The sequence below is a fragment of the Streptomyces sp. NPDC005181 genome, assembly GCF_040608395.1.
Taxonomy (GTDB): Bacteria; Actinomycetota; Actinomycetes; order Streptomycetales; family Streptomycetaceae; genus Streptomyces.
The window spans coordinates 1-23,043 of the sequence record NZ_JBEXID010000097.1; the positions used below are offsets into that span (position 1 = coordinate 1).

Below are 23,043 nucleotides of genomic sequence, written 5' to 3' on the forward strand. Positions count from 1 at the left end.
AGTGACACGCCACTTCGGCGTGCCCACAGGCATATCCGCAGGTCAACCTACATATTCGTGCCCTAGTCGGCACCGCCAACTGTGGAACTCAGGTTTGAGGGGTCTCCTTGTCTGTCGTTCCCATTCCTAGACCAGGGCCGATCGCGCTTGCCGCGGTCGCCGCCCTGGTGATGGGCGTCATACCAGCAATTGCCGCGGTACCCGTGGACCCGGCCGGTCCGGTGCCGTCCGCCGGCGCCGCACAACAGCCGCCGGGAAGCGGCGGCACGCGCAGCGTCACTCTGATCACCGGTGACAAGGTCACGGTCGGCACCGCCGCCGACGGCACCGTCGTCCGGTCCTTCGAAGGCCCGAACGGAACCACCGCCGGCTTCCACCGTGCCGTCATCGACGGTTCGATGTACGTCTACCCGGATGCCGCCCTGCCCTATGTCGGCGCGGGGCTGCTGGACAAGCAGCTGTTCAACGTGACCCGGCTGATCGCCGACGGTTACGACGACGCGCACGCCAAACAATTGCCGCTCATCGTCCGCTACTCCGACGCCGCCGCCAAGTCCCGGACCGCGCCGAAGGTGACCGGCTCGACCGTCGTCCGCCGTCTCGACAGCATGCAGGGCGCAGCCGTCGCGCAGAAGCGCGACAAGGCCCCGGCGTTCTGGTCCGCGCTCACCGGCGATTCCGCGGCAGCGGCAGCACGCCGCGGATCGGCACGCCCCACCTTCGCGGGCGGCATCGCCAAGGTCTGGCTCGACGGCAAGGTGACGGCCGACCTCGCCGACACCACCGCGCAGATCGGCGCGAACCGGGTCTGGGCGGAGGGGAACACCGCCAAGGGCGTGAAGGTCGCGGTGCTCGACACCGGCGTGGACACCGAACACCCCGACCTCGTCGGGCAGGTCGACGCCAGCACCAGCTTCGTCCCGTACGAGGAGGACATCGCCGACTTCAACGGGCACGGCACTCACGTCGCCTCGACGATCGCCGGCACCGGCAGCGCCTCCGACGGAAAGGAGCGAGGCGTCGCGCCCGGCGTCCGGCTGGACATCGGCAAGGTGCTCGACAGCGAGGGCCGGGGACAGCAGTCCTGGATCATCGCGGGCATGGAATGGGCCGCCCGGGACGCACGGGCCAAGGTCATCAGCATGAGCCTGGGCGGCGGCGGTGACAGCACCGACCCGATGAGCGAGGCGGTCGACCGGCTCAGCGCCGAGACCGGCGCGCTGTTCGTGGTCGCGGCCGGTAACGGCGGCCCGCACAGCATCAGCAGCCCCGGGGCCGCAGATTCGGCGCTGACCGTCGGCGCCGTCGACTCCGCGGACAAGCTCGCCGATTTCTCCAGCCAGGGCCCGCGTGACGGTGACTCCGGACTGAAGCCGGAGCTCACCGCACCCGGCGTCGACGTCCTCGCCGCCCGTTCCCACTACAGGCGGGGCGGCTCGGGCTACTACACCACCATGAGCGGCACGTCGATGGCGACACCTCACGTGGCCGGCACCGCCGCGCTGCTCGCCGCCACCCACCCCGACTGGAGCGGCTCGCAGCTGAAGGAAGCTCTGGTCAGCAGCGCCAAGGCCACCCCGTCGTACACCCCGTACCAGGCGGGCAGCGGGCGGGTCGACGCCTCGGCGGCGGTGCACGCGTCGGTCTTCGCCACCGCGAGCGCCTACTCCGGCTTCCACGCGTGGCCCACGAAGCAGGGAGAGACCGACGTCCAGAAGGTGACGTACACCAACGTCGGCGACGACCCGGTCACCTTGGACCTGGCGATCGACGCCGACGCCCCGGCGGGATTGTTCACCCTTTCCGCCGGCCGGGTCACCGTTCCTGCGCACGGCACCACCTCGGTCACCCTGACCGCGGAGCTGGACCGGCTTCCGGCCGATCAGCAGACCAGCGGCATGATCACCGGTACGGACAGCTCCGGAGTGGTGCGGGCCCGGACCCTGATCGGCGTCGCCAAGGAAGGACGGCGGGAGAGTCTGACCGTCGTCGCGAAGGACCGGTCGGGCAAGCCGCTCTCCGGCCGGGTCCTCCTTATCGCGGAGCACCTCTTCACGACGATCGATCTCGACGAGTCCGGCACCAGCACCGCGCGGCTGCCCGTCGCCAACTACAGCGGATGGCTCATTGCCGACGTGCGGGGGGCCAACGGGCCGCACTCGCTCGGCATGGCGGTGCTCAGCTTCAACGACGTCCAGCTGGACCAGGACCGGACCGTCACCCTGGACGGCCGGAAGGCCCGCCAGGTCCTGGCGCATGTGCCGCGGCAGACCACGCCGGTCGCGCCGCGGCTGGACATCCACCGGTCGTTCACCGACAGCCTCTTCGAGAGCTCGATGCTGCCCAACGAGACGTACGACAGCATCTGGGCGCTTCCGACCGGCAAGAAGGTGACCGACGGCCAGTTCGAGTTCGGCGCCCGTTTCCGCCTCGAGGAGCCGGCGTTGACCGTAGGCACGAAGTCGGAAACCTACGACGACCTGCTGGTCAAGCGCGCGGCCACGCCGCTGTCTGCGGGGTCACGGAAGCTGACGGCGGTCTTCGTCGGCGGGGGTTCCGCCGACGCGCTGGCCCGGCAGAACGTCCGCGGCAAGGCCGTGGTGGTGCGGCGCAGCGACACCATGGCGATCGAGGAGCAGGCGAAGGCCGCCGCAGCGGCGGGTGCGCGGGTGCTCCTGGTCGTCAACGACGGCATCGGCCGGCTGCGGCCGTGGGACGAGAATCCCTGGAGCCCGCAGAACCCGGCCCCGCTGACGGTGGCGACGCTCAACGCGGACCAGGGCGGTGACCTGATCGACTCGCTCCGGCGGGGCCGCGTCGAGTTGAAGGTCACCTCGCATCCCACCACCGACTACCTCTACGACGTGGTGCACCACTGGTCCGGCGCCGTCCCGGCGCACCCGACCTGGCGGGTGGAGCCGAGCGACCTGGCCAAGGTGGACGTCTCGTTCCGCAACCACCGGCCGGGCAAGGCACTGGAGTACCGCGCGGACGTCTGGCAGAGCTGGGCCGTCGGAAACCAGCTCACCGCTCCCGCACAGGGCGACCGGACCGACTGGGTCACCTCCGACGCCGACTGGCTGGCCGACGCCTTCATCGCCCGCGAGACCGGGCAGCACTCGATGGACGTCCTCCACTATCCGGCCGGGAAGACCGGCAAGGTCAGCTGGTTCGGGCCGATCCAGCGGCCCCGGATGGGGCCGATGGGCTATCAGCCGGTGCGCTACCTCGACACGGTGTACATCCCCGCGCCCGGCTGGGGTGACTCCGGCGGCCATGTCGGAGAGGCCTATGGCAACTACGACGTCAAGGACTGGATGTCCCTCTACCAGGGGGATCGGCAGCTCAACTGGGGCAACGCGGAATTTCTGCGGGTTCCCGAGCTCGCGGCGGAGCGCCTGCCCTACCGGCTGGTGGTCGACAACGACCGGGCAGCCTGGACCCACCCGTACTCGACGCACACGCTGACCGAGTGGAACTTCACCTCCGCGGCCACCGGCGCCGAGTCGACCGAGTCGCTGCCGTTGATCCAGCTCGACTACGGGGTCGACACCGACAAGGCGGGCCGGGCGGACCGGCGCGCCAAGCTGACGGTGAGCGCCTCCCACCTGCCCGGCACGACAGCCGCCATCGGGAAGCTTTCCCTCGCCATCTCGTATGACGACGGGGTGACCTGGCAGCGGACCGGGCTGGACCGGGACGGCGACGCATGGCGAACGGCCTTGAAGGCGCCGAAGTCCGCGGACTTCGTCACGCTCCGGGTCACCGCCAAGGACAGTGCCGACAACAGCGTCTCGCAGACGATCACCGGGCCCTCGGGCCTGCGCCCCCGCCCCGTCACGTACCCCCCCGCGGGGCGGGGCCGCAGCCGGCGGCCCCGCCCGGCGAGTCCCGTTCGGCTCGCACGAGGCCGCAGGGCGAGCTGCACGGGGTCTCGTGGAACGTGATGCCTCAGGAGGTCATCATGTCGCGTACCAGCGGCGCCACTTGCGTGCCGAAGAGCTCGATCGTGGTCACCAGTGCCTCGTGCGGCAGACCGTTCATCCCGTACTTCAGGTCGAAACGGCTCGCACCCAGTGTCCGGAGCGTGGTGGCGATCTTCCGTGCCACGGTTTCGGGCGATCCGACGTACAAGGCTCCAGCGGGGCCGACGTCGTGCATGAAGTGCTCGAACGTAGGCACGCGGAATCCGCGCTGCCTGGCCATCATCCGCATCGCGCTCTCGTAGTGCGGCCAGAACTCCTTCACCGCCTGTTCGTCCGTCGCAGCCACGTGGCCAGGAGAGTGAACGCCGACGGGCCGTTCCGGCTGCCCGAGCTTCTCGAGGGCCTTGCGGAAGAGATCGGAGAACGGAGCGAACCGTGCCGTTGGGCCACCGATGATCGCGAGCATCAGCGAGAAGCCGTGCCGCGCTGTGCGGATCACCGACTCGGGACTGCCGCCCACGCCGATCCAGGTCGGGATCGCGCCTGACTCGCTGTGCGGGAAGACGGACAGGCCGTCCAGGCTCGGCCGGGTGGTGCCGGACCAGGAGACCGGCTTTTCCTTCAGAAGCTCGGCGAACAAGGTGACCTTCTCCTCGAAAAGACGGTCGTAATCGCGGAGTTCATAGCCGAAGAGCGGGAAGGACTCGGTGCTCGAGCCTCTGCCGAGAATCACCTCTGCGCGGCCGTTGGAAACCGCGTCCAGCGTGGCGAAACGCTGGTGGACCCGGACGGGGTCGTCGGAGCTGATGACGGTGACACCCGATCCGAGACGGATGCGCGAGGTGCGTGAGGCGATCGCGCCGAGGACCACGTCGGCCGCCGAGAGCGGCATCCAGTCGGTGTGATGCTCCCCGATGGCGAAGTGGTCGAGGCCGACCTGGTCGGCGAGTACCCCTTCCTCGACCAGGTTCCGGATCGTCTCTCCATGCGTGAGCGGCTGGCCTTGGGCATCGTTCGTCACGTCGCCGAACGTGTCCAGTCCCAGGGTGATCGGATGCCCGTCCCCACGGGGCGCGGAACGGTTGGTCATGACAGGCTCCTTGATCGGTGTGTTGCTCGGCCTGCGCCGTCGGTCGTCTCCGCCCTCGGACGACTGGCAACGGCGGGCTCTTGCACCTGTCAGGCGCAGGTGGTCCGCCGCGCGGGGTGCCGGGTAGGCCTTGTGGAGCAGCGATAGCTTGTGGTTCGGCCGGCCGACGGGGCCTGCACCGTGCGTCGGTGCGCCAGGAAGCGATCGCCGGCAGTCGGCGGGCGAAGGCTTCCCTTTCCGTGCCGCTTGCTTTGCGTACTCGAATCCCAAGCATGTACTTGTCTCGTCAACTACATGCTTGCCAGGTCAAGTAGAAATGCTAAGTCCTTGATCTGTCAAGAAGTCGGAGTGGTGGGATGCCGCTCGGCCACGCTTCCGCCCGGCATCAGGAGGCCGCTCAGCGCTCATCCGCACCGGTTCGCGCGCGGAGAGGCCGGCAGTGCTCGTGCGAATGCCAGAGGGGGTGCCACCCACCCGTGGTCTACGGCCGAGTCTTATCCGGTGGCGGCGCGAGCAGTGTCCCGAAGGCCGTGTCGAAGAAGTCGTCGAAGGCATCGCCCGACCGGCTGGAGCGTGCGGCGATGAGCGTGCCCTCCCATGCGTTCAGGAGGAACCGTGCCGTCTTCTCCGTATCGAGGTCCGCTCGCACCGCGCCGACCTGCTTCGCCTCGACGAGCGCACCGCAGATCATCGAGGCCCAGTGGCCGAGCGACTCGCGGACGCCGGCACGGATCGTCTCGCTGTGGTCGGCGACCTCGACCCCGAAGTTCCCGATGAGGCAGCCACGGGTGAATCCCGCATTCACGGTCTCGTCACGCAGGAACTCGAAGTGCTTGCGCAGACGTACCAGCGGTGCGATGTCGGGTGCCGCCAGATCCTGCATCCGCCGGCTCGCGCCGTAGCGGCTCAGGGCGACGACGGCCAGTGATTCCTTGCTCTCGAAGTGGTTGTAGAACGACCCCTTGGGTGTGCCGGCGGCGTCGGTGATGTCCTTGACGCCTGCGGCGTTGTACCCCTTCGAGTGGAACTGTGCGACCGCCGCGTCGACGATCTCTTCGCGCATGCTTCGTCGGGCCATGATGCCACCTCCCCCTCGCAATATGGTCGGTCGCCTCGGCGTAGTCAAACGATGCCTGGCGGGGTGCGTTCCGGGCCGGGCCGGCCCGCTCTGCCGCACGGAGCGGGGCGTGTCCCGGCCCGGGGTGCGTCTTCGGCCCGGAGGCACCTCCGTCCAGGAGTCAGGCGGTCATGTCCAGCACGACGCGGAAGCGGGCCTGGCCGGACAGCATGCGCTTGTACGCCTCGGGCGCCTGCGCCAGGGGCATCGTCTCCACCATCGGACGGATGCCGAAGCGGTTGCTGAAGCCGAGGTTGTCCTCGTTCTCGATGGAAGAGCCCGTGAGGCTCCCACTGATGGTGCGCGTGCCGAGGACGAGATCCGGCGTGGAGATCGAGAGGGGGTCCGGAGCGACGCCGACCACCACCATGTGCCCGCGCGGGGCGAGGCCCGGGATCAGCGGCGTCATCGAGGCACCGCTCGCCGCCGTGGCGATGATGGCGTCGGCGCCGCCCAGTTTCTGCAGTGCGGCACCGGGGTCCTCCGCCGAGCTGTCGATGTAGTGGCTCGCGCCCAGCTCGACGGCGAGCTGCTCCTTCTCCCGGCCCCGGGCGATGGCTGCGACGCGGTAGCCGAGCCGGGTGGCGTACTGGAGGCCGAGATGCCCGAGGCCTCCGATGCCCTGGACTGCCACCAGGGCACCCGGGCGGGCGTCGAGCTGGCGCAGAGCGCTGAAGGTGGTCAGGCCGGCGCAGAGCAGCGGGGCGACATCGACGGGGGACATGCCGTCCGGCACCCGGATCAGGCCGCTGCTGCGTGCGATGAGCACCTCCGCATATCCGCCGTCCGTGGTCGTCCCCGTCTGCGACTGGTTCGTGCAGTTGACGAAGTCCCCGCGGCGGCAGGGCGTGCACTCGCCGCAGTGGCCGTTCAGGAAGCCCACGCCCACCCGGTCCCCGATGCGCCAGGTGTTCACACCCTCGCCGACGGCGTCGATGACGCCGACGACCTCGTGGCCGGGAACGATCGGCTGCGCCGGATCGGCCCGCAGGCCCTCCACGGCAAGTACGTCGGAGTGGCAGACTCCGCAGCTCTCCACCCGCAGCCTCACGTGCCCGGCAGGCGGCGTGGGTATCTCTCGGGTGACCAGCTCGAAGTTCTGCGCCCCTGTGACCTCGAATGCGCGATAGGTGGACATGGTTCTCCTCGACCGATGACGGGTGTGGGCGGCTGAGCCTCGACACCGCAGCAGTGGTGGCGCCAAGCCGCGGCGCGTCCTGCCCGCAGTGCTTCGGAGCGGCGGATGGGCCCGCTCCGGAATTTCAATATGGGCGGTCGTCTTAGTTGTGTCAAGCGCCGCCGACCCGGTGCGGGGCCGTGAGGGCGGTTCGCCTACCGGCGGTGGCGCATGAGCCGGAAGTCGCAGGCCACGGGTGCAAGGCCTTGTCCCAACAGGGCATCACTTGTTTGACAGGTGATGGATGGCATGCCAAGGTCATCACCGTCTAGACGGGTGACGTCACCGGGTGGTCCCACACCTGGGGCGAGCGAGAAAGACATCAACATGGCTGAGACGAACTACACCGCCGTAGCCACCGCGACAGGCGAGGGCCGCAACGGAGGCCGCGCCCAGTCCGACGACGGTCTGCTCGACCTCACCCTTGCCATCCCGAAGGAGCTGGGTGGCGCCGGCGGAGGCACCAACCCTGAGCAGCTCCTCGCCGCGGGATGGGCGTCCTGCTTCCTGGGGGCGGTAAAGATCACCGCTGCGAAGAGGAAGGTTCCTCTGAAGGGCCTGGCTGTCGTCGCTGAGGTCACCCTGCACCACGAGCACGAGTCGGGCGACTACAGCCTCAGCGCCGTCCTTCACCTCGAGCTCGGCGGGGTGGACCAGAAGACCGCGGAGGAGCTCGGCGCGGGCGCCCATCAGATCTGCCCGTATTCCAAGGCGCTCAACATCCCGGTCGCCATCGAGGCCACCGTCGCCTGAGGTCGTGGCCGCCGCGGCACCAGCTGCGGCGGCCATCTCGGCCATCCACGGGCCGTCGAGGGTGCAGTGTTTTGCGCGCCGGTGAGCGCCGCGGTGAGCGTCGCCGTCATGGGTCAGGTGCTCAGTGCGGTGGTTGCCTGCGTAAGCGAAGGTCACTCGTCATGCGGCAGTTGGCGCCCTGCGAGCGCCCCTCGGGTGACGTGTGCGGGCGGCCCCGCGTCGCCCTCGTGTTGATGTGTCGGTGGCGTTGAAGTGGGGAGGCGGGAGGTCTGACGCCTGGAGACTTGCGTTACTGTAGTCAGACCCTGGGGTGAGGAAGGGGCGGGGATTCGGCGGCCGACGACCGACTGTGTCGGGCAGCGACGAACGCGCCCCTGTTTGACCTTTCGGCCGTTTGGACGTGGCTGCCGCACCTGCGTAAATCCCCCCGGGAGCGGGGCGACGACCTGTACGGAGTCCCATCGGCCCGGCCGCGGGTTCGTGCGCCGCCACAAGCTCAGCGAAGCCCGGCGACAGTCGTGCGGTACAGGGCGCCCCTCGGGCCGGTTCCACCATCAGTGTCGGGGCCGCCGTCGTCGGGCCGAGTGCAATCTCCACGCAGTGACATCTCACAGAGCGAAAAGGTGCAGACCATGGCAATGGACGCCGCAGAACTGGCGCGCGGACTCTTCCGGGTGCTCGAGACCGGGGATCCGATTCTCGCCGCCGAGGTGGTGGGTCAGGACAACCACAACCGCGAAGCGGCCGTGTCGCCCTCCGCCTGTGCGATCCCGGGACCGGCGGGGACTCTGGCCTCCGGCGCATGGTTGCGTTCGGCCTTCAGCGACCTTCGCTTTCCGTTCCTCGGCATCGTCCACGACGACGACCAGGTCTGGGTGCGGCTACGGATGCAGGGGCGGCACACCGGTCCGTTCGTGCGCTTCCGGGACGGTGCCCTCGACCAGGCCATTCCCCCCACCGGACGCCAGATCGATTTCGAGCAGGTACACATGCTCGACATTCGCGACGGTCAGGTGGTCAGGCACGAGGCGCTGCGAGATGACGTCACCATGCTCGGCCAGCTCGGCGTCTTCCCTCCGGCTCCGGCCGTCGCCCTGCGCATGCTTGCCTGGCGGGCATCCGGACGAGCCGCCCGCGCGGCCGTCGAGGTCACGGCACTGGCTGCCGATGCTGCCGGCCTTGTGCAGGACAACGTGCAGCAGAGCCGCTGACCGGACCCGGCCCTCGGCCGCGCGCAAGCGAGTCGCGCGTTGTCGACGTCGAGACGGTCCGAGGCGGGTCCGTTCGACCATGACAGGCTGACGGACCGTCACATCGCTGTCCGTTCACGTTCTGTGGTGCGGACCACCGTTCCTCCCGTGGAGCTGCCGGTGGAGAGGTGGTCCGCACCTGATCGCCCCCCACGCCCTTGCTGCTGCACCTGGAGTTCCGCGATGGCCCACCGCACCGGCCTCATCCTCGACTTCGGCGGCGTTCTGACTACGCCCCTGCTGCCCGCCGTGCTCGCCTTCGAGCAGCGCGAGGGCCTGGCCGAAGGCGCCTGCATCACCGCGCTGTACCTCGACGAGGACGGAGCCCGGCGCACCCACGACCTCGAGCGCGGCGCGATCACTCAGGCGGAATGGAACGTCGCGGCAGCCAGGAGCCTCGGTGTGGCCGCCGACAATCTCATGGGCCGCATCTTTGCGGATCTGCGTCCCGAGACCACCATGATCAAGGCCGCGGCCGCTGCCCGGCGGGCCGGGGTGTCGGTGGGGATCCTGTCCAACTCCGTCGGCCTCGACCCGTGGAACCTGTACGACGGGTACGACATGGACCAGCTGTGCGACGCCGTGGTGATCTCCGAGCACCACCGCATGCGCAAGCCCGAGCCGGCCATCTTCCAGCTCATGCTGGAGATGCTCGGCAAGCCTGCCGAGGCCTGTGTCTTCGTGGACGACACGGAGCAGTACCTCGCGCCGGCAGCGGAGTTGGGGCTGGCAGGCGTCCACGCGAAGGACCCGGAAGAGACGATCGCGCAGCTGGAGGCCCTGCTCGGGGTTTCCTTGGCCTGAGGGGGCCGGACCTGCCCCGCGCCGTCACCCGGAGCGTGACGGGTGTCGGGCACGGCGTGCCGGTCAGAGCCGGGACGCCAGCCACTGCAGGATCTGCCCGGCGGTTTCGTCAGTGGCATGGCGGTAGCCGGTGCCGGCCCACAGATTGATCCGTTCGGGATCGTCCGCGGCGGCGGCGGCCTTGCGCATCGGGCTGGTCAGGTGGTGCAGTGCGGGATAGCCGGCCGGGGCGAGGTCGGTGTAGCGGTCGGTGAAGTCGTTGCGCAGTGCCCTGGCGGGACGGCCCGTGAATGCCCGGGTCACCACGGTCTGGCGCCGTGCCGGGTCGGCCAGTGCGGCCCTGTGGGGTCGTGAGGTGCCGGCCTCGTCGGCACGCAGCAGGACGGTGCCGACCATGACCGCCGCGGCTCCCGCATGCAGCGCCCCGGTCACGTCCGCCGGGGTGGCCACTCCACCTGCGGCGACGAGCGGCAGGGACACCGCTCGGCGTACCTCGCCCAACAGGTCGGTCAGGGGGACGGGCGCCGGAATGTGCTGCGGTGTGAGCGTGCCGGAGTGTCCTCCTGCTGCCGAGGCCTGCACGGCCAGCACGTCCGCGCCGGCCGCCGCGGCCAGACGGGCCTCCGCAGCCGAGGTGACCGTCTGGACGACCAGCGTCCCGGCGGCGCGCAGCGCGGCGATCACAGCCGCATCCGGGATGGCGAAGGTGAAGCTGACGACCGGTACCGGGTCGGACAGCAGCAGGTCGATCTTGTCCGGCCAGTGGTCGTCGTCCTCGACGATTCCGGCTGCCAGGACGTCGATGCCGTAGGTCCGGGCCTCGGGTGCGACCGTGCGGGCGTAGCGGCGGAAGGCTTCCGGACCGACCGGGACGGGGTTGGGCGCGAACAGATTGACCCCGAAGCCCACGCCGTCGGAGCGAACCTTGGCGATCTGCTCGGCCAGGGCGTCGGCGGTCCGGTACCCGCCGGCGAGAAATCCGAGGCTGCTCGCCCGGGCCGCTGCCGTGACCAGCGCGGGCGTGGTGGGACCGCCGGCCATGGGCGCGGCGAGAATCGGGGTGCTCACCCCGAGAGCGGCCAGTGGCGAGACCATGATGCGTGTGTTCCTCCTGTGAGGCGGCGATGCCCGCCCTGTCGGGACTCCCGGCGATCCGAACTCCGGTTGCTCCGTGGGACGGACTTGCCCCATGGCCGTCCCGAAGCCGCCCTTTTCGCACCGGCCACGACGCGCTGCGGACCTAGTCTGCAGGTTGTCGTGTCAGGCGTTGGCCGGCGCCTGCGCCGTGCGAGCGCCCAGGAGCGCCAGGCAGTTCGTCCAGAGCGCGCTGAGCTGGGAAGTGTTGTTGTAGAGCTTGGCGAACAAGACCTGGCCCTCGAGCTGCGCGACCACGGACCGGGCAGCTTCACGCGTGTCGCTAACGGTGACCTCGCCACGCTCAAGAGCCTCGGTGATGACGGAGTCGACCATCGTGACCTGGGCGTCGAAGATCTCCTGCAGGTGCTTGCGGACCGCTTCGGTCTGGTTGCTCATCTCCAGGGTGAGATTCCCGAACATGCACCCAGAAACGGTCCCGCAGCTCTGCTGCCCGGCCCGCTGTTCGGCTTCCGTCTCCTCGAACAGCTGCCGCAGCCGCTGCAGTGGCTCCGCGTCGCCGTTCAGGATGCGGGTCCAGTCGCGCTGCTGCACGGCCCACTGCTCGTTGATCACGGCCAGCGCGAGAGCCTCCTTGGACTCGAAGAAGTAGTAGAAGCTGCCCTTGGGCACCCCGGCTGTCTTGCAGATCTCGGCCACGCCCAGAGCCGAGTAGCCACGCAGCTCGAGGAGCGTGTGCGCAGCGCTGAGGATCTTCTCTTTGGCATCACTGGTCCGTCCCATGGTCCCAGTATATGACCGCTCGACTACATTTTACTAGACCGGTCGGCTATTCATGGGTATCCTGCCCTGGCGAAGGCGCCCCGACCATGGTCGACGGCGTCCGCGAAGGCCTGGCCCGTTTGCCGGGTGGTTCCCGTCCCGGACGTTGCGGCTTCCGTGTCCGAGGTGTTCGGGTCGCATCCGACCCGGATGCCTGCGCAGGGATCCGGCCCCGTCGACGGGGTCCTCGCATCCACCGTTCCGGCCCGGACCCCGGCGGTTAGGGCTGAGGCGGTTCGCTGCCGCGCCGACCCGCCGGTGCCGATATTTCCGACTCCCCGACCAGGCGGTGTCCACCCGTGGACGGGCGCCGCCTTTGTTTCCGTTGTCCACAGAGGAGAGCTGACACCATGAGTGCTGACGTAGCGAACGACCCTATGCGCGAGGTGCTGAGGCGCTGGAAGGCCGCTTTCGACGACCACCGGGCTGACGTCATGGCCGACCTGTTCGCGTCCGACGCCCTCTTCCAGGGGTTCGGGCCCGAGGTCATCTCCGGTCGGGAGGCCGTGCGCGGCTACTACGAGGCCGTCCCGGACTCCCGCACGGCCCATCTGGGGGACGTCCACAGCTATCGGATCGGCGAGGAACTGGCCGGCGGCTTCGCCGACGTCACTTTCCGGGACCCGACGGGCTGGGCGGCCCCCGTGCACCTGTCGCTGGTCCTCCAGCGTGAGTGCGGCCGTTGGCGGATCCGCCAGTACCACGTCTCCCGGACCGTCGCCGACCACTGAGGCCGACGCGGTTCCACTCCTCCCGAGCCGTGCGCGCCGAGAGGCTGCACCTACCGGCAGGGAGGGAACCGCTCGTGTCGTTGTCCCTGGTCACCGGCGTACTGCAGGGCCGTGGGCAACCGGCAGCACGTTACCGCGCAGGCGCCCGCCGGCATCCGAGGCGGGCGTACCGGCCCCATCCGCACCTTCCCGGCACCGCCGAAGTCCCCACAGCATCAGAGAGAGGTATGACCATGCAGGAGTTCCTGGTCGGGCTCACCACCACCGTCCCCGAGGGCACCGACCCGACCGAGGTCGACCGCCGCCGCGCGGCCGAGGCCGTACGGGCCAGGGAGCTGGCCGCCGCCGGCCACCTGGTCAGGCTGTGGCGCCCGGTGGGTGAACTGCGCAGCATCGGTCTGTGGCTGGCCGCCGACGAGGCCGAGCTGTACGAGAAGGTGCTCGGCACGCTGCCCTTGTGGCCGTGGATGGCCGCGGTGGTCACCGCTGTCCAGTCACACCCCAACGACCCGGGCAGGGCAGGCGGCGCCATCTGACCCCACGCCGCGCCCTGGTCCGCCCCGGGCCCGTCGCTGATCCTTTGACAATTCTCGACCGGTCGTCTACGTTAATAAACGACCGGTCGGCTAGTATCGGTCCGAGATCCCCACCCCCCCTTTGGAGAAGGTCACTATGAGCAGCCAGGGTCAGAAAGTCGCGGTCATCACCGGCGCCTCGCAGGGAATCGGCGCCGGCCTGGTCGCCGGCTACCGGAAGCTGGGCTACGCCGTCGTCGCCACCTCGCGCAGCATTCCCCGGTCACAGGACCCGGACGTCCTCACCATCCAGGGTGACATCGCCGACCGCGCCACCGCCGAGCGCGTCATCGCTGCGGGCATCGAGCAGTTCGGCCGCATCGACACGTTGGTCAACAACGCCGGGATCTTCATCGCGAAGCCCTTCACCGACTACACCGAGGAGGACTACGACGCGGTGCTCGGCGTGAATGTGGACGGCTTCTTCCGGATCACCCAGCTCGCGGTCGAGCGCATGCTCGAGCAGGGCGGAGGTCACGTTGTGCAGATCACGACCAGCCTCGCCGACCAGGCCGACTCCAGGGTGCCCTCCGTACTCGCCTCGCTGACCAAGGGCGGCCTGCAGTCCGCCACCAAGTCCCTGGCCATTGAGTACGCGGCCCGCGGCATCCGCAGCAACGCCGTCGCCCTGGGCACCATCAAGACCCCCATGCACTCCGAGGAGCACCACGAGGCCCTCGCCGGCATGCACCCGGTCGGCCGGATGGGTGAGGTGAGCGACATCGTCGACGCGGTGATCTACCTCGAGAACGCCCCGTTCGTCACCGGCGCCATCCTCCCTGTCGACGGCGGCCAGAGCGCCGGCCACTGAGCGGCAGGCCCTTGCCATCTACCCCTCGACCCCGGGGGCGGGCCCCGTCCCGGCAGCCGCGGAGCAATCGGGGCACGGCATACCGGGGTGGCAGGGCCCGATGCACCGGCCCGTCGGTACGGCACCCGGGCCGGGTACCGCACTCGTGGCCAGGCCGGTCCGCACCGCGCCAGGGTGCGGCCGTTTACGCCCCTGCCGCGGATCCGGCACCCGCATCGGAGCCGTCGACTACGAACCTGCACGCGCCACCGCCAGGAGCGAGAAGGTTCACCAGTCAGACCCCAGACTTCGCGCTCGGTTCGTTCGCACCGCCTGGGCCGGCCGCTCGATGACCCGCGTCCCGCGCACCATTCCTGACCAGGACGCGCTGTTCGATCCCATCCGTGCCGCCCGCCACGCCAAAACCGGCAGGCAGACCGGTGACCCGGCCCGCGCCGCCGAGTACGGCCCTGCTACGGGTCCCGGACGCCGACAACCCGCGGTGCAGCTCGTGCCCGGCACCGAAGCCCTGCGGCTGGTCGAATGGGAGCAGAGGCAACTGAGCGACGGCCTCGCCGCGTGGGCCGACCTGACGGCGTCCACCGGCTTCCCCACCGACCGCTGAACCATCCCCGGCCCGTTCTGCGGGCTCCGTGACTGAGTTTGGATCCCCTCGTGAACAACTCCGGCACCCGCACGCCCGTCGACTTCTGGTTCGACCCCGTGTGCCCGTGGACCTGGCTGACCTCCCGCTGGATGCTGGAGGTCGAAAGGGCCCGTCCTGTCGCCATCACCTGGCATGTGATGAGCCTGGCCATCCTCAACGAAGGCCGCCTCGACGAACTGCCCGAGCGCATCCGTGTCCTGATGGGGCAGGCATGGGCACCGGTCCGCGTGCTGACCGCGGCATCGCAAACCCACGGCCCCGATGTGCTGGAGCCCCTCTACACCGCGCTCGGCACCCGATTTCACCAGCAGCAGCAGCCCGTGACCCGCCCGACCGTCGAAGCCGCACTGCGAGACGTCGGGCTGCCCACGGACATTGCCGACACCGGCGACACGGACGCCTACGACGAGGTGCTCCGAGCCTCGCACCAGCAAGGCCTGGCGCTTGTCGGCGAAGACGTCGGCAGTCCCATCATCGCCGTACCGGGCCCGGACTCCGACGCCGGCAAGGTCGCCTTCTTCGGCCCGGTCGTCACACCCGCGCCCAAGGGCGAACAGGCCGCACGGCTGTGGGACGGTGCCCTCATCGTCGCCTCCATCCCGGGCTTCTACGAGATCAAGCGCAGCCGCACCGTCGGTCCCGTCTTCGACTGACCCGGTTCCCTCACTGATGCGCGGCGGTCTCTGCCGATGCGCCGGCGCTTTCGGGTAAGGCCGTGAAGTTACGGCTCCGGGGGCGTTGGCAAGTGCGCTCTGATCTGCGGCGGCTTCGGACGTGAGAAGCGGAGCCCCGGTAGAACTGGCAGTCGACCAAGACAGCCGTTCACAGCACCGGAGGTTCCGCTGTCCGATCAGTGTGTCATCACGCGTGAAATCACGGTAGCCAAGGGCCTGTTCGCCCCTGGGCACCTGGGGGAACTCACCCAGATCGTCCCGTTCGAGATGGTCGATGCGGCCCTCACCGAGACCGGTGCCGTCCAGCAACGACTGCGGAAGATCCCCGCCCGGGTGGTGGGCTACCTGCTGCTGGCCGCAGCCCTGTTCGAGTACTGCGGCTACCTGGCCGTCTGGCGCAAGCTCACCGCCGCGCTGGTGGCGATACCGGTCGCGAAGGTCACCGGCACAGCTCTGGGACACCCGGACCCGTCTCGGTGGCGCTCTGGGACACCCGGACCCGTCTCGGTGTCCGCCCCATGCGGGCCCTGTTCGACCTGTTGCGCGGACCGGCCACGGCGATCCGTACCGTCGGCGCCCGTTTCAAGGGCTTGCTGACCGTCGCGATCGACGGCACCTACCTCGACGTCCCCGACAGCCCGCTGCACCGGGCCCGCCTGGGCAAGAGCACCCACCAGTACGCGACCTCCGACTATCCGCAGATCTGCCTGACCGCGCTGGTGACTGCGGCACCCGCGCGGTTCTGGACGCCGCCCTCGGCCCCCGGTCCAGTGGCGAGACCGTCTACGGCAAGCGACTGACGCGATCCCTTCACGCCGGAATGATCGTCCTGCTGTACCGGGGCTTCTCCGGGACCCCGTTCCTGACCGCCGTCGCCGGCACCGATGCCGCCTTCCTGGCTCGCGTCTCGGCCGCCCGCGAGCCCCCGCTCCTGACCCGCTTCGACGACGGCTCCTACCTCTCCCGCTTCGGCGGCGTCGAGGTCCGCATCATCGAGTGCGAGATCACCATCACCACCAGCCAGGGCTGTCGGACCGGGCTCTCCCGACTGGTCACCAACCTCCTTGACCACCACCGATACCCGGCATCCGACCTGGTCAGCCTGTATCAGGAGCGATGGGAAGTGGACTCCGCCTACTTCGCGATCAAGAAGTCGGTGCTGGGCCGACGGGTCCTGCGCTCGAAGACCTGGACCGGCATCGCCCAGGAGGTCTACTCCCTGCTGAGTGCCTACCAGGTCCTGCGGATCGCGATCGCCGACGCCACCGAGACCACACCCGGAGCGGAAGACAGCCTGGACGTACAGGAGCGCAGGCCCCGGTGTCGAAGTAGTTGCGCGCCGCGTGATCAGATGACGGCGTTCGTCGTCGGTCGGTCGCCGTGCGCGGGCGAGGGCGTCAAGTGACGACTTCGGCGACGTTCCATGTCCTGCACGGTAGGGCGCTTGCTGGGGCGGCTTCCCGGGTGGAGGGGTCCGGACAGACCCTGATGGAGCAGTGCCCCTCCACCGAGGCCTCGCGGTCGCCGATCGGAACGACGTCACGCTGCGGTGGCCCGATGTCAGTGCCGAGCCGCCGGACGGTTCTGCCATGCCTGTTCCAGCGCCTGGGTGAACAGCTCGACAGACTGCAGGCCGGACACGCCGTACTGCCGGTCCAGCACAAAGAACGGCACGCCGCCTGCACCCAGTTCAGCGGCCTGCCTCTCGTCGGCCCGTACGTCTGCGGCGTATGCATCGGCGTCGTTGAGCACCTCGCGGACCGCTGCCTCGTGCAGCCCCACTTCGACTGCCATGCTCACCAGGGTCTCCTCGTCGTAGATCGATCGCTTGTCCGTGAAGTTCACCTGGAAGGCGAGATTCATCAACTCGGCCTGGAGGTCGCGGGCCTTGGCGAAGTGCAGGAGGCGGTGGAGCTCGAAGGTGTTGCCGTGGACACGTCCGCCTATCCGGAAACCGAGCCCTTCGGCGCGCGCCTCGGAGGCGGCGTGTTCCTCCCTCGCGACCTCCTGCTCGCGGGTGCGACCGTACTGGGCAGCGACGGCGTCGATGATCGGTGTCGAGCCGTTCTCGGCCTTCGGGTTGAGTTCGAATGACCGGTACACCACCTCGACGTGGTCGCGGTGCTCGAAGGCGGCGAGTGCTCGCTCGAAACGCGCTTTGCCGATGTAGCACCAGGGGCAGGCGATATCGGTCCAGATCTCGACATGCATGTGTCGGTTTCTCCACGTTCGCGATGGGGCGTACGGGTACGGAGGCTGTGCCAGGTCGGCAACAGCGCCCGGTCCTCCGAGCCCAGGTGAGTCATATCCCGACGACGGTCGGACAGGTCCTGGGGAGCCGTTTTAGACGGTCGGTCGACTAAAGAGTAGACGACCGATCGTCTAGTGACAATCGTGGGGCGGCCGAACGACGCACCTTGCGCTGAGCTCCCTGGGTCTGCCGGCCTGGATGCCCGGGCCCGCCCGACCGTAGAGGGGCCCGGCCATCGGCGACGGGCCCGTCATGCGGCACCGAGGCCGGTTTTGTGGGGGCAGGCGCACGCTCTGCAGCCGCTCCTGGTGCGCCGCATCTCAGATGTGAAGCGGTCCACGCCCCATAGATCGATGCCCTGCAAGATCTCGAAGGGCGCCGTGCGCACGCGCCTCCGGTGCAGATCACGCAGAGGGGTCGCGCGATCAGCGATTCGGTCATGCTCAAAACCCGGCTGACGACGGCCCGGAGGCGATGCCTTCGGGCCGTCGTGGTGCATCGTCTGTGCGATGTCAGCTGGCGCGCAGGGGGGCGAGGGCGTTGGTCCAGGCGATGACCTGGTCGAGGGTGGTGTTGAGGGTGTCGCGCTGGATGTCCGCGGGCTTGAAGGTGGTGAAGTTCTCGAAGTCGGTGAAGAGGGAGAGAGCCACCTGGGAGCGGACGTCGGCCATCTGCAGTTCGCCGGCGATGCCGCGCAGGTGCTCCACCGCCCGGGTGCCACCGGTGCCGCCGTAGCTGATGAAGCCGACGGCCTTGTTGTTCCACTCGGCATACAGGAAGTCGATGGCGTTCTTCAGGGCGCCGGGCACGGAGCGGTTGTACTCGGGGGTGACGATGACGAAGCCGTCGAGGGACGCGATCTTCTCCGCCCAGGCGTGGGTGTGAGGCTGGGAGTACTGGCCCATCGACGGGGGGAAGCCCTCGTCGAGCAGCGGGAGCTTGTAGTCGAGCAGGTCGACGATTTCGAAGTCGGCGTCGGTGCGCTGGCTGGCGGTTTCGTGGACCCAGCGGGCGACGGCCTCGCCGTTCCGTCCCGGGCGGGTGCTTCCGAGGATGATGCCGATCTTGGTCATGGTGGCCTCTTCGTGCTTCTTGAACAGCTTGAACATGTACTTGCCTCGTCAAGTGGAATACTTGCCTGGTGAAGTACATAACCGACTGCTTGGCACGTCAAGGAAATGTGATCCATGCCTCTTCGGAAGAGCAGCCCCGCAGCCCCCGGAGCGGGGCGCGGCGCACCGCGACGAACTGGCCCCATGTCAACAGCTGGACTCACTTGGGCGACGCCGAGTGCTCATGCGGCGACCCTTGGCTGCCCGTAGGGGAACCTGGGCCGGCGCGGAGCGGGCAGTGGTTCGGGGCCCCCGATGTCGGCGCCGCCGTGGACGGCCGCGCCGACATCGAGCCCCTTGCCCGGCGGGGTGTCGGGATGGTCAGGCGGCCTTGAGCTGTGCGGCGATCTTTACGACGCGTTCGGCCTGGATGCGGGCGGCGGTGCGGGTGGTGTCGTTGACGGGGTTGTTGCCCTGGGCGTCCACGTGGGAGGTGCCGTAGGGGTTGCCGTCGACGAACTTGGCCGGGTCGGTGAAGCCGGGGGTGACGGTGATGCCGCCGAAGTGGTGGACGGAGTTGTAAAGGGCGAGCAGCGTGGATTCCTGGCCGGCGTGGGCGGTGGCGGTGGAGACGAAGCCGCTGTAGACCTTGTCGGCCAGTTTGCCCTGGGCCCACAGGCCGCCCAGGGTGTCGATGAACTGCTTGAGCTGTGAGGAGACGTTGCCGAAGCGGGTGGGCGTACCGAAGATCACGGCGTCGGCCCACTCGATGTCGTCGGGGGTGGCCACCGGGATGTGGGCGGTGGCGGTGTGGTTGGCGGCCCAGGCGGGGTTGGAGTCGATGGCAGCCTGTGTGGCCAGTTCGGCCGCCTTGAGCAGGCGAACCTCGGCGCCGGTCTTGACGCCGACGTCATGCAGTTCCTTGGCGATCTCGGAGATGGTGCCGGTGGACGAGTAGTAGACGATTGCGAGCTTCACGGGCGTGGCCATGGGGCTCTCCGTTTCATTGCGAGGTAGGTGGAGCAGATAGTCGCCGGTGGACTAGTCGACCGGTCGCCTATCGAAATGTAGACGACCGGTCGAGAACTTTCAAGGCGTGCGCCGCATCATGAGCTTGCTTGCCGCGGGGCAGATCACGGCCCCGGGGCAGTCCGGGGTGAAGGCGCGCGGGGGCGTAGGAGGGTGTGGGTGTGGTCCGGCCGACGTGCAGAGTCGACGCTCAGGAGGGTGTGCGGACCGCCACGCGGGGCCTGTGCCGCATGGCCCTTCGGCGTCGATCAGACTCTGGTGCCGGTGTCCCTCGGCATGGCCACGTCCGTGCCGGGAACCTCATGGCCGTCGTCGTCGAGGAATCCGACATGGACGGGCCGGCTGGTGGAGCGCATCCGTCGAACGATGGAGGGGCCCGAGGGGCGCGGGCGATGGTGGTCGCCCCACTGCTGGAGCGCGGCCAGCGCCAGCCGCAGGTCGCGCCCGGCCTCCGTCAGGTGGTAGGTCTGCCGAGGTCTGTTGCCCGGCTCCTGGTAGGTCTGCGTGCACAGCACGCCGGTCTCGACGAGGAGCTTGAGCCGGGCGCTGAGCAGGTTCGGTGCGATGCCGAGAGACGACTGGATTTCGGGCGAATTTGTGCCTGCCGGCGAAGATGTCGCGCAGCACCAGCAGGGACCAGCGCTCGCCGAGAATCTGCAGGCTTCGCTCGATGGAGCAGGTCGGCTCGTCATCCGCGGGGCCTGACACCTGCCTTCTGGACGGCACGGTCGACCTCCCACGTGATGCCGGATCCCGCTCTTCACCGAGTCGCCGCACGGTGTAACTGACAGTTTATACCTGGGTTTCCTCTCGCTACTCAGGCGCAACCTGCACTCCAGGATCGCCGGCGTCATCGACTTCGACGCCGTGTCCTGGCCTCGGGTGCGCTGCCGTGCGGGCACGCGCCGGGCACCGGACTGTCGTCCGCCGACCCGGAGTCGACGTGCATAGTCACCGTGGCAAGCAGGCGCTCGCTCGTTGAGCCGTCAAGGAGCTAAAGTGAGGGGATGTCGTCCGCTGAGCAGCCACCGCAGCCCCTCAATCAGAGCGAGGAAGCGTTCGTGCGTGCGCTGAGCCGGGTACTGCTGGCGCTGCCCCGTGTGGTTGACGCCGACATGGTGCGCGAAGCAGGGCTGTCGCTTTCCGAGTACACGCCCCTGATGCACCTGTCCGAGGCTCCGAGCAAGCTGATGCGGATGAGTGAACTCGCTGCCGCTTGCAACCTTTCCCTCAGCGGGATGACCCGCGTCGTCATCCGGCTCGAGAAGCAAGGCTGGGTCCAGCGTGCCAAGTGCACCCAGGACGGGCGTGGATGGAACGCCGTCATGACCGACGCCGGCCTTGCCCGCCTGGAAAGGGCCTGGCCTACGCATCTCGCCAGCGTGCGACGGCACCTCGTCGACCATTTCGACGGCCAGGACCTCACCCGACTCACAGCCACGCTCCGCCATGTCGCGACCTCCGACCAGGCGAGCCACGGCTGATTCCTGACGCATCCGGCCGCGACGGAGGACACCTTTCCGGCCGATCCCAACGGGCCCGGACTGGAACGCGCTCAGGAGTCGTTGCGGGTACGTCGCCGGTGAGTGCATCTTGTGATCCGGGCGGGCCGCTGCCGTACAGGCTGCGATCCGGGGGCCCCGCCGCGGAGTCCTGGATCGCGGCCGGCCTGTGAGGCGAGATTCGCTCCTTGCTCTCCTGTTCGTCACCTGTCAAGATGGTGACATGATTCATGTTTTTAAGTGCGGCATCCCAGTGCTGGACTTTGTAGGGACCCTCCGCGCACGTCGCAACGCCGAGCCTCGCGAAATGCTCACGTCGCCGGAGAGCCTCGACGCATGGTTTCGCGAGTCCGGAATCGTCGACGGCGATACGCATTGTGAGCCGTCCGACGTGGCGGAGGCGGTGGCCCTGCGCGAGGCGATCTATACGCTCGTCGCTGCCAAGCTGGTGGATGAGAGTTACGACGCCGACGCGCTCGCTCTGGTCAATCGTAGGGCGCGTACGCCGTCCGCGGTCCCGCAGCTCACCGGGGCGGGACGCCGAATCGAAGCGACCCCGCAGCAGGCGCTGTCCTCGGTAGCCCGACAGGCCATCCGTGTGATCAGCGGACCGGAGGTGCTGCTGATCAAGGAGTGCACCAGGCCTGAGTGCACACAGATCTACATCGATCGGTCACATGGCAATCGCCGGGAGTGGTGCTCCATGGACCCGTGCGGAAACAGGGTGAAGGCCGCCGCATACCGTGCTCGCAAGAAGGCGAGCAAGTCGCGCTCGTCCGCAGCAGCGTCGGTGGGCCAGTAGGGTTCGAGCGGGTCTGTACGTGCCACGCCTGCTGCTCGCAGGGGTCGCCGTCGGGCAGCCAGGCGGCAGGCGCGTGGATGCCGAGGCCTCTGATGCCGGCATCGTCCTCGGAAGGGCCTGGAGTCCGGCCCCTCCGCCGTAGCCGGATGCGGCGATCGTCCGCACGGCGGCCGGTGGTCATGCGAGGCTCTCCTCCCGGGTACGGGCCCATGCCTGGGCGTACGCGCGGGCCGACGCGCGGGGGTCCTCGGCGGCGCAGATGCCGGACACGACGGCGGCTCCCACCGCCCCCGCGTCCCGCAGGCCTGGCAGGTCGCCCGGGGTGACGCCACCGATGGCCACGGCGGGCAGGTCGCTCAGCCGGGCGAGGCAGGTGAAGCCGGCACGGCCGAGTGGGGCCGGGGCGTCCGCCTTGGTCCTGGTCGCGTGCAGCGCGCCGATGCCGACGTGGTGGACGCGTGCCGGATCCTCGGCGGCGGCGCGCAGTTGATCGGGGGTGGCCGCACTCAGGCCCAGAACCGCGTGTTCTCCGATCAGTTCGCGGACGGCGGTCGGCGGCAGATCCGACTGGCCGACGTGAACACCCGTCACGCGAGCGCCGGCGGCTCGGGCCGCCAGGAACACGTCCACCCGGTCGTTGACGATCAGCGTCACTCGTTCGGGGAGGACGGCGGCCACTTCCAGAACCGTACGCAGGAACTCCCTCCCGGTGGCGTGCTTCTCCCGGATCTGCACGGCGGTGACGCCTCCCGCCACTGCCAGGGCGACGGTCTCGGCCACGCTCCGGCCGCGGGTCGCGCACTGGGCCGTGTCCGTAACCAGGTAGACCGACAGATCCACCGGCAAACATTCAGTGCGACCGCAGCGTGTGACGGTTTCGGGTGTGTGGTGACGGCTGGTGACCGAGTGGTCAGCGGCTGTCGGAGCGGGGGTGTC

Annotated in this window: 23 protein-coding genes and 1 pseudogene; 14 read left to right on the forward strand and 10 right to left on the reverse strand. The window is 69.0% G+C overall.

Annotated features, from left to right (window positions below; genetic code table 11):
* Positions 1-107: 107 nt before the first annotated feature.
* Positions 108-3,947: a S8 family serine peptidase gene (locus tag ABZV38_RS34195; protein ID WP_356332342.1), complete on the forward strand. Its 3,840-nt coding sequence runs from the start codon at positions 108-110 to the stop codon at positions 3,945-3,947.
* A gap of 4 nt (positions 3,948-3,951) precedes the next feature.
* Here the strand turns inward: ABZV38_RS34195 and ABZV38_RS34200 are convergent, their stop codons facing one another.
* From ABZV38_RS34200 to ABZV38_RS34210, 3 genes are all read right to left on the reverse strand, one after another.
* The gene (locus ABZV38_RS34200) at positions 3,952-5,016 is read right to left on the reverse strand and encodes an LLM class flavin-dependent oxidoreductase (RefSeq protein WP_356332343.1); all 1,065 of its coding nucleotides are present in this window, start codon (positions 5,014-5,016) and stop codon (positions 3,952-3,954) included.
* 481 nt (positions 5,017-5,497) lie between these two features.
* Positions 5,498-6,094, reverse strand: coding sequence for a TetR family transcriptional regulator C-terminal domain-containing protein (locus ABZV38_RS34205; protein ID WP_356332344.1), 597 nt, complete (start codon positions 6,092-6,094; stop codon positions 5,498-5,500).
* Positions 6,095-6,254: 160 nt separating this feature from the next.
* Positions 6,255-7,271 carry an alcohol dehydrogenase catalytic domain-containing protein gene (locus tag ABZV38_RS34210; protein WP_356332345.1) on the reverse strand — a complete coding sequence of 339 codons (1,017 nt, stop codon included), beginning with the start codon at positions 7,269-7,271 and terminating at the stop codon, positions 6,255-6,257.
* A 366-nt stretch (positions 7,272-7,637) separates the two neighbouring features.
* Between ABZV38_RS34210 and ABZV38_RS34215 the strand changes: the two genes are divergently transcribed.
* From ABZV38_RS34215 to ABZV38_RS34225, 3 genes are all read left to right on the forward strand, one after another.
* Positions 7,638-8,063: an Ohr family peroxiredoxin gene (locus ABZV38_RS34215; RefSeq protein ID WP_356332346.1), complete on the forward strand. Its 426-nt coding sequence runs from the start codon at positions 7,638-7,640 to the stop codon at positions 8,061-8,063.
* A gap of 632 nt (positions 8,064-8,695) precedes the next feature.
* Positions 8,696-9,274, forward strand: a complete 579-nt coding sequence (locus tag ABZV38_RS34220) for an ester cyclase (protein ID WP_356332347.1) — start codon at positions 8,696-8,698, stop codon at positions 9,272-9,274.
* A gap of 222 nt (positions 9,275-9,496) precedes the next feature.
* Positions 9,497-10,117 (forward strand): HAD-IA family hydrolase, encoded by a 621-nt coding sequence (locus ABZV38_RS34225; protein WP_356332348.1) that lies wholly within the window; start codon positions 9,497-9,499, stop codon positions 10,115-10,117.
* Positions 10,118-10,180: 63 nt separating this feature from the next.
* Here ABZV38_RS34225 and ABZV38_RS34230 read toward each other — a convergent pair whose 3' ends face one another.
* Together ABZV38_RS34230 and ABZV38_RS34235 are read right to left on the reverse strand one after the other, a co-directional pair.
* Positions 10,181-11,212 carry a nitronate monooxygenase gene (locus ABZV38_RS34230; RefSeq protein ID WP_356332349.1) on the reverse strand — a complete coding sequence of 344 codons (1,032 nt, stop codon included), beginning with the start codon at positions 11,210-11,212 and terminating at the stop codon, positions 10,181-10,183.
* 165 nt (positions 11,213-11,377) lie between these two features.
* Positions 11,378-11,995 (reverse strand): TetR/AcrR family transcriptional regulator, encoded by a 618-nt coding sequence (locus ABZV38_RS34235; protein ID WP_356332350.1) that lies wholly within the window; start codon positions 11,993-11,995, stop codon positions 11,378-11,380.
* A gap of 389 nt (positions 11,996-12,384) precedes the next feature.
* Here ABZV38_RS34235 and ABZV38_RS34240 point away from each other — a divergent pair, with 389 nt between their 5' ends.
* From ABZV38_RS34240 to ABZV38_RS34275, 8 genes and pseudogenes are all read left to right on the forward strand, one after another.
* Positions 12,385-12,765 (forward strand): SgcJ/EcaC family oxidoreductase, encoded by a 381-nt coding sequence (locus ABZV38_RS34240; protein WP_356332351.1) that lies wholly within the window; start codon positions 12,385-12,387, stop codon positions 12,763-12,765.
* A 233-nt stretch (positions 12,766-12,998) separates the two neighbouring features.
* Positions 12,999-13,301 carry a muconolactone Delta-isomerase family protein gene (locus ABZV38_RS34245; RefSeq protein WP_356332360.1) on the forward strand — a complete coding sequence of 101 codons (303 nt, stop codon included), beginning with the start codon at positions 12,999-13,001 and terminating at the stop codon, positions 13,299-13,301.
* 136 nt (positions 13,302-13,437) lie between these two features.
* Complete coding sequence (locus ABZV38_RS34250; protein WP_356332352.1) at positions 13,438-14,151, forward strand: SDR family oxidoreductase; 714 nt, start codon at positions 13,438-13,440, stop codon at positions 14,149-14,151.
* A 328-nt stretch (positions 14,152-14,479) separates the two neighbouring features.
* Positions 14,480-14,755 carry a hypothetical protein gene (locus ABZV38_RS34255; RefSeq protein WP_356332353.1) on the forward strand — a complete coding sequence of 92 codons (276 nt, stop codon included), beginning with the start codon at positions 14,480-14,482 and terminating at the stop codon, positions 14,753-14,755.
* A gap of 50 nt (positions 14,756-14,805) precedes the next feature.
* Positions 14,806-15,450 (forward strand): DsbA family protein, encoded by a 645-nt coding sequence (locus ABZV38_RS34260; RefSeq protein ID WP_356332354.1) that lies wholly within the window; start codon positions 14,806-14,808, stop codon positions 15,448-15,450.
* Positions 15,451-15,705: 255 nt separating this feature from the next.
* Positions 15,706-15,903 (forward strand): annotated as a pseudogene (locus ABZV38_RS34265) (transposase domain-containing protein); the annotation flags it as partial.
* Between the two features lie 44 nt (positions 15,904-15,947).
* Positions 15,948-16,271 carry a hypothetical protein gene (locus ABZV38_RS34270; RefSeq protein ID WP_356332364.1) on the forward strand — a complete coding sequence of 108 codons (324 nt, stop codon included), beginning with the start codon at positions 15,948-15,950 and terminating at the stop codon, positions 16,269-16,271.
* Positions 16,214-16,876 carry a transposase gene (locus ABZV38_RS34275; RefSeq protein ID WP_356332361.1) on the forward strand — a complete coding sequence of 221 codons (663 nt, stop codon included), beginning with the start codon at positions 16,214-16,216 and terminating at the stop codon, positions 16,874-16,876. The genes ABZV38_RS34270 and ABZV38_RS34275 overlap by 58 nt, the downstream gene beginning before the upstream one ends.
* 155 nt (positions 16,877-17,031) lie before the next feature.
* Here the strand turns inward: ABZV38_RS34275 and ABZV38_RS34280 are convergent, their stop codons facing one another.
* The 4 genes from ABZV38_RS34280 to ABZV38_RS34295 form a co-directional block, all read right to left on the reverse strand.
* Entirely contained in the window at positions 17,032-17,682 is a 651-nt protein-coding gene (locus ABZV38_RS34280; protein WP_356332355.1) for a DsbA family oxidoreductase, read from the reverse strand.
* Positions 17,683-18,234: 552 nt separating this feature from the next.
* Positions 18,235-18,795 carry an NAD(P)H-dependent oxidoreductase gene (locus ABZV38_RS34285; RefSeq protein WP_356332362.1) on the reverse strand — a complete coding sequence of 187 codons (561 nt, stop codon included), beginning with the start codon at positions 18,793-18,795 and terminating at the stop codon, positions 18,235-18,237.
* A 360-nt stretch (positions 18,796-19,155) separates the two neighbouring features.
* Complete coding sequence (gene wrbA, locus ABZV38_RS34290) at positions 19,156-19,764, reverse strand: NAD(P)H:quinone oxidoreductase (protein ID WP_356332356.1); 609 nt, start codon at positions 19,762-19,764, stop codon at positions 19,156-19,158.
* Positions 19,765-20,051: 287 nt separating this feature from the next.
* On the reverse strand, positions 20,052-20,657 hold the full coding sequence (locus ABZV38_RS34295) for a helix-turn-helix domain-containing protein (protein WP_356332363.1): 606 nt from the start codon (positions 20,655-20,657) through the stop codon (positions 20,052-20,054).
* A 153-nt stretch (positions 20,658-20,810) separates the two neighbouring features.
* On the opposite strand from ABZV38_RS34295, the gene ABZV38_RS34300 reads away from it, so the two are divergent.
* On the forward strand, positions 20,811-21,287 hold the full coding sequence (locus tag ABZV38_RS34300; protein ID WP_356332357.1) for a MarR family transcriptional regulator: 477 nt from the start codon (positions 20,811-20,813) through the stop codon (positions 21,285-21,287).
* A gap of 241 nt (positions 21,288-21,528) precedes the next feature.
* On the forward strand, positions 21,529-22,107 hold the full coding sequence (locus ABZV38_RS34305) for a CGNR zinc finger domain-containing protein (RefSeq protein ID WP_356332358.1): 579 nt from the start codon (positions 21,529-21,531) through the stop codon (positions 22,105-22,107).
* A 177-nt stretch (positions 22,108-22,284) separates the two neighbouring features.
* On the opposite strand, the gene thiE is transcribed toward ABZV38_RS34305, so the two are convergent.
* Positions 22,285-22,947: a thiamine phosphate synthase gene (gene thiE / locus ABZV38_RS34310; protein ID WP_356332359.1), complete on the reverse strand. Its 663-nt coding sequence runs from the start codon at positions 22,945-22,947 to the stop codon at positions 22,285-22,287.
* Positions 22,948-23,043: the final 96 nt, after the last annotated feature.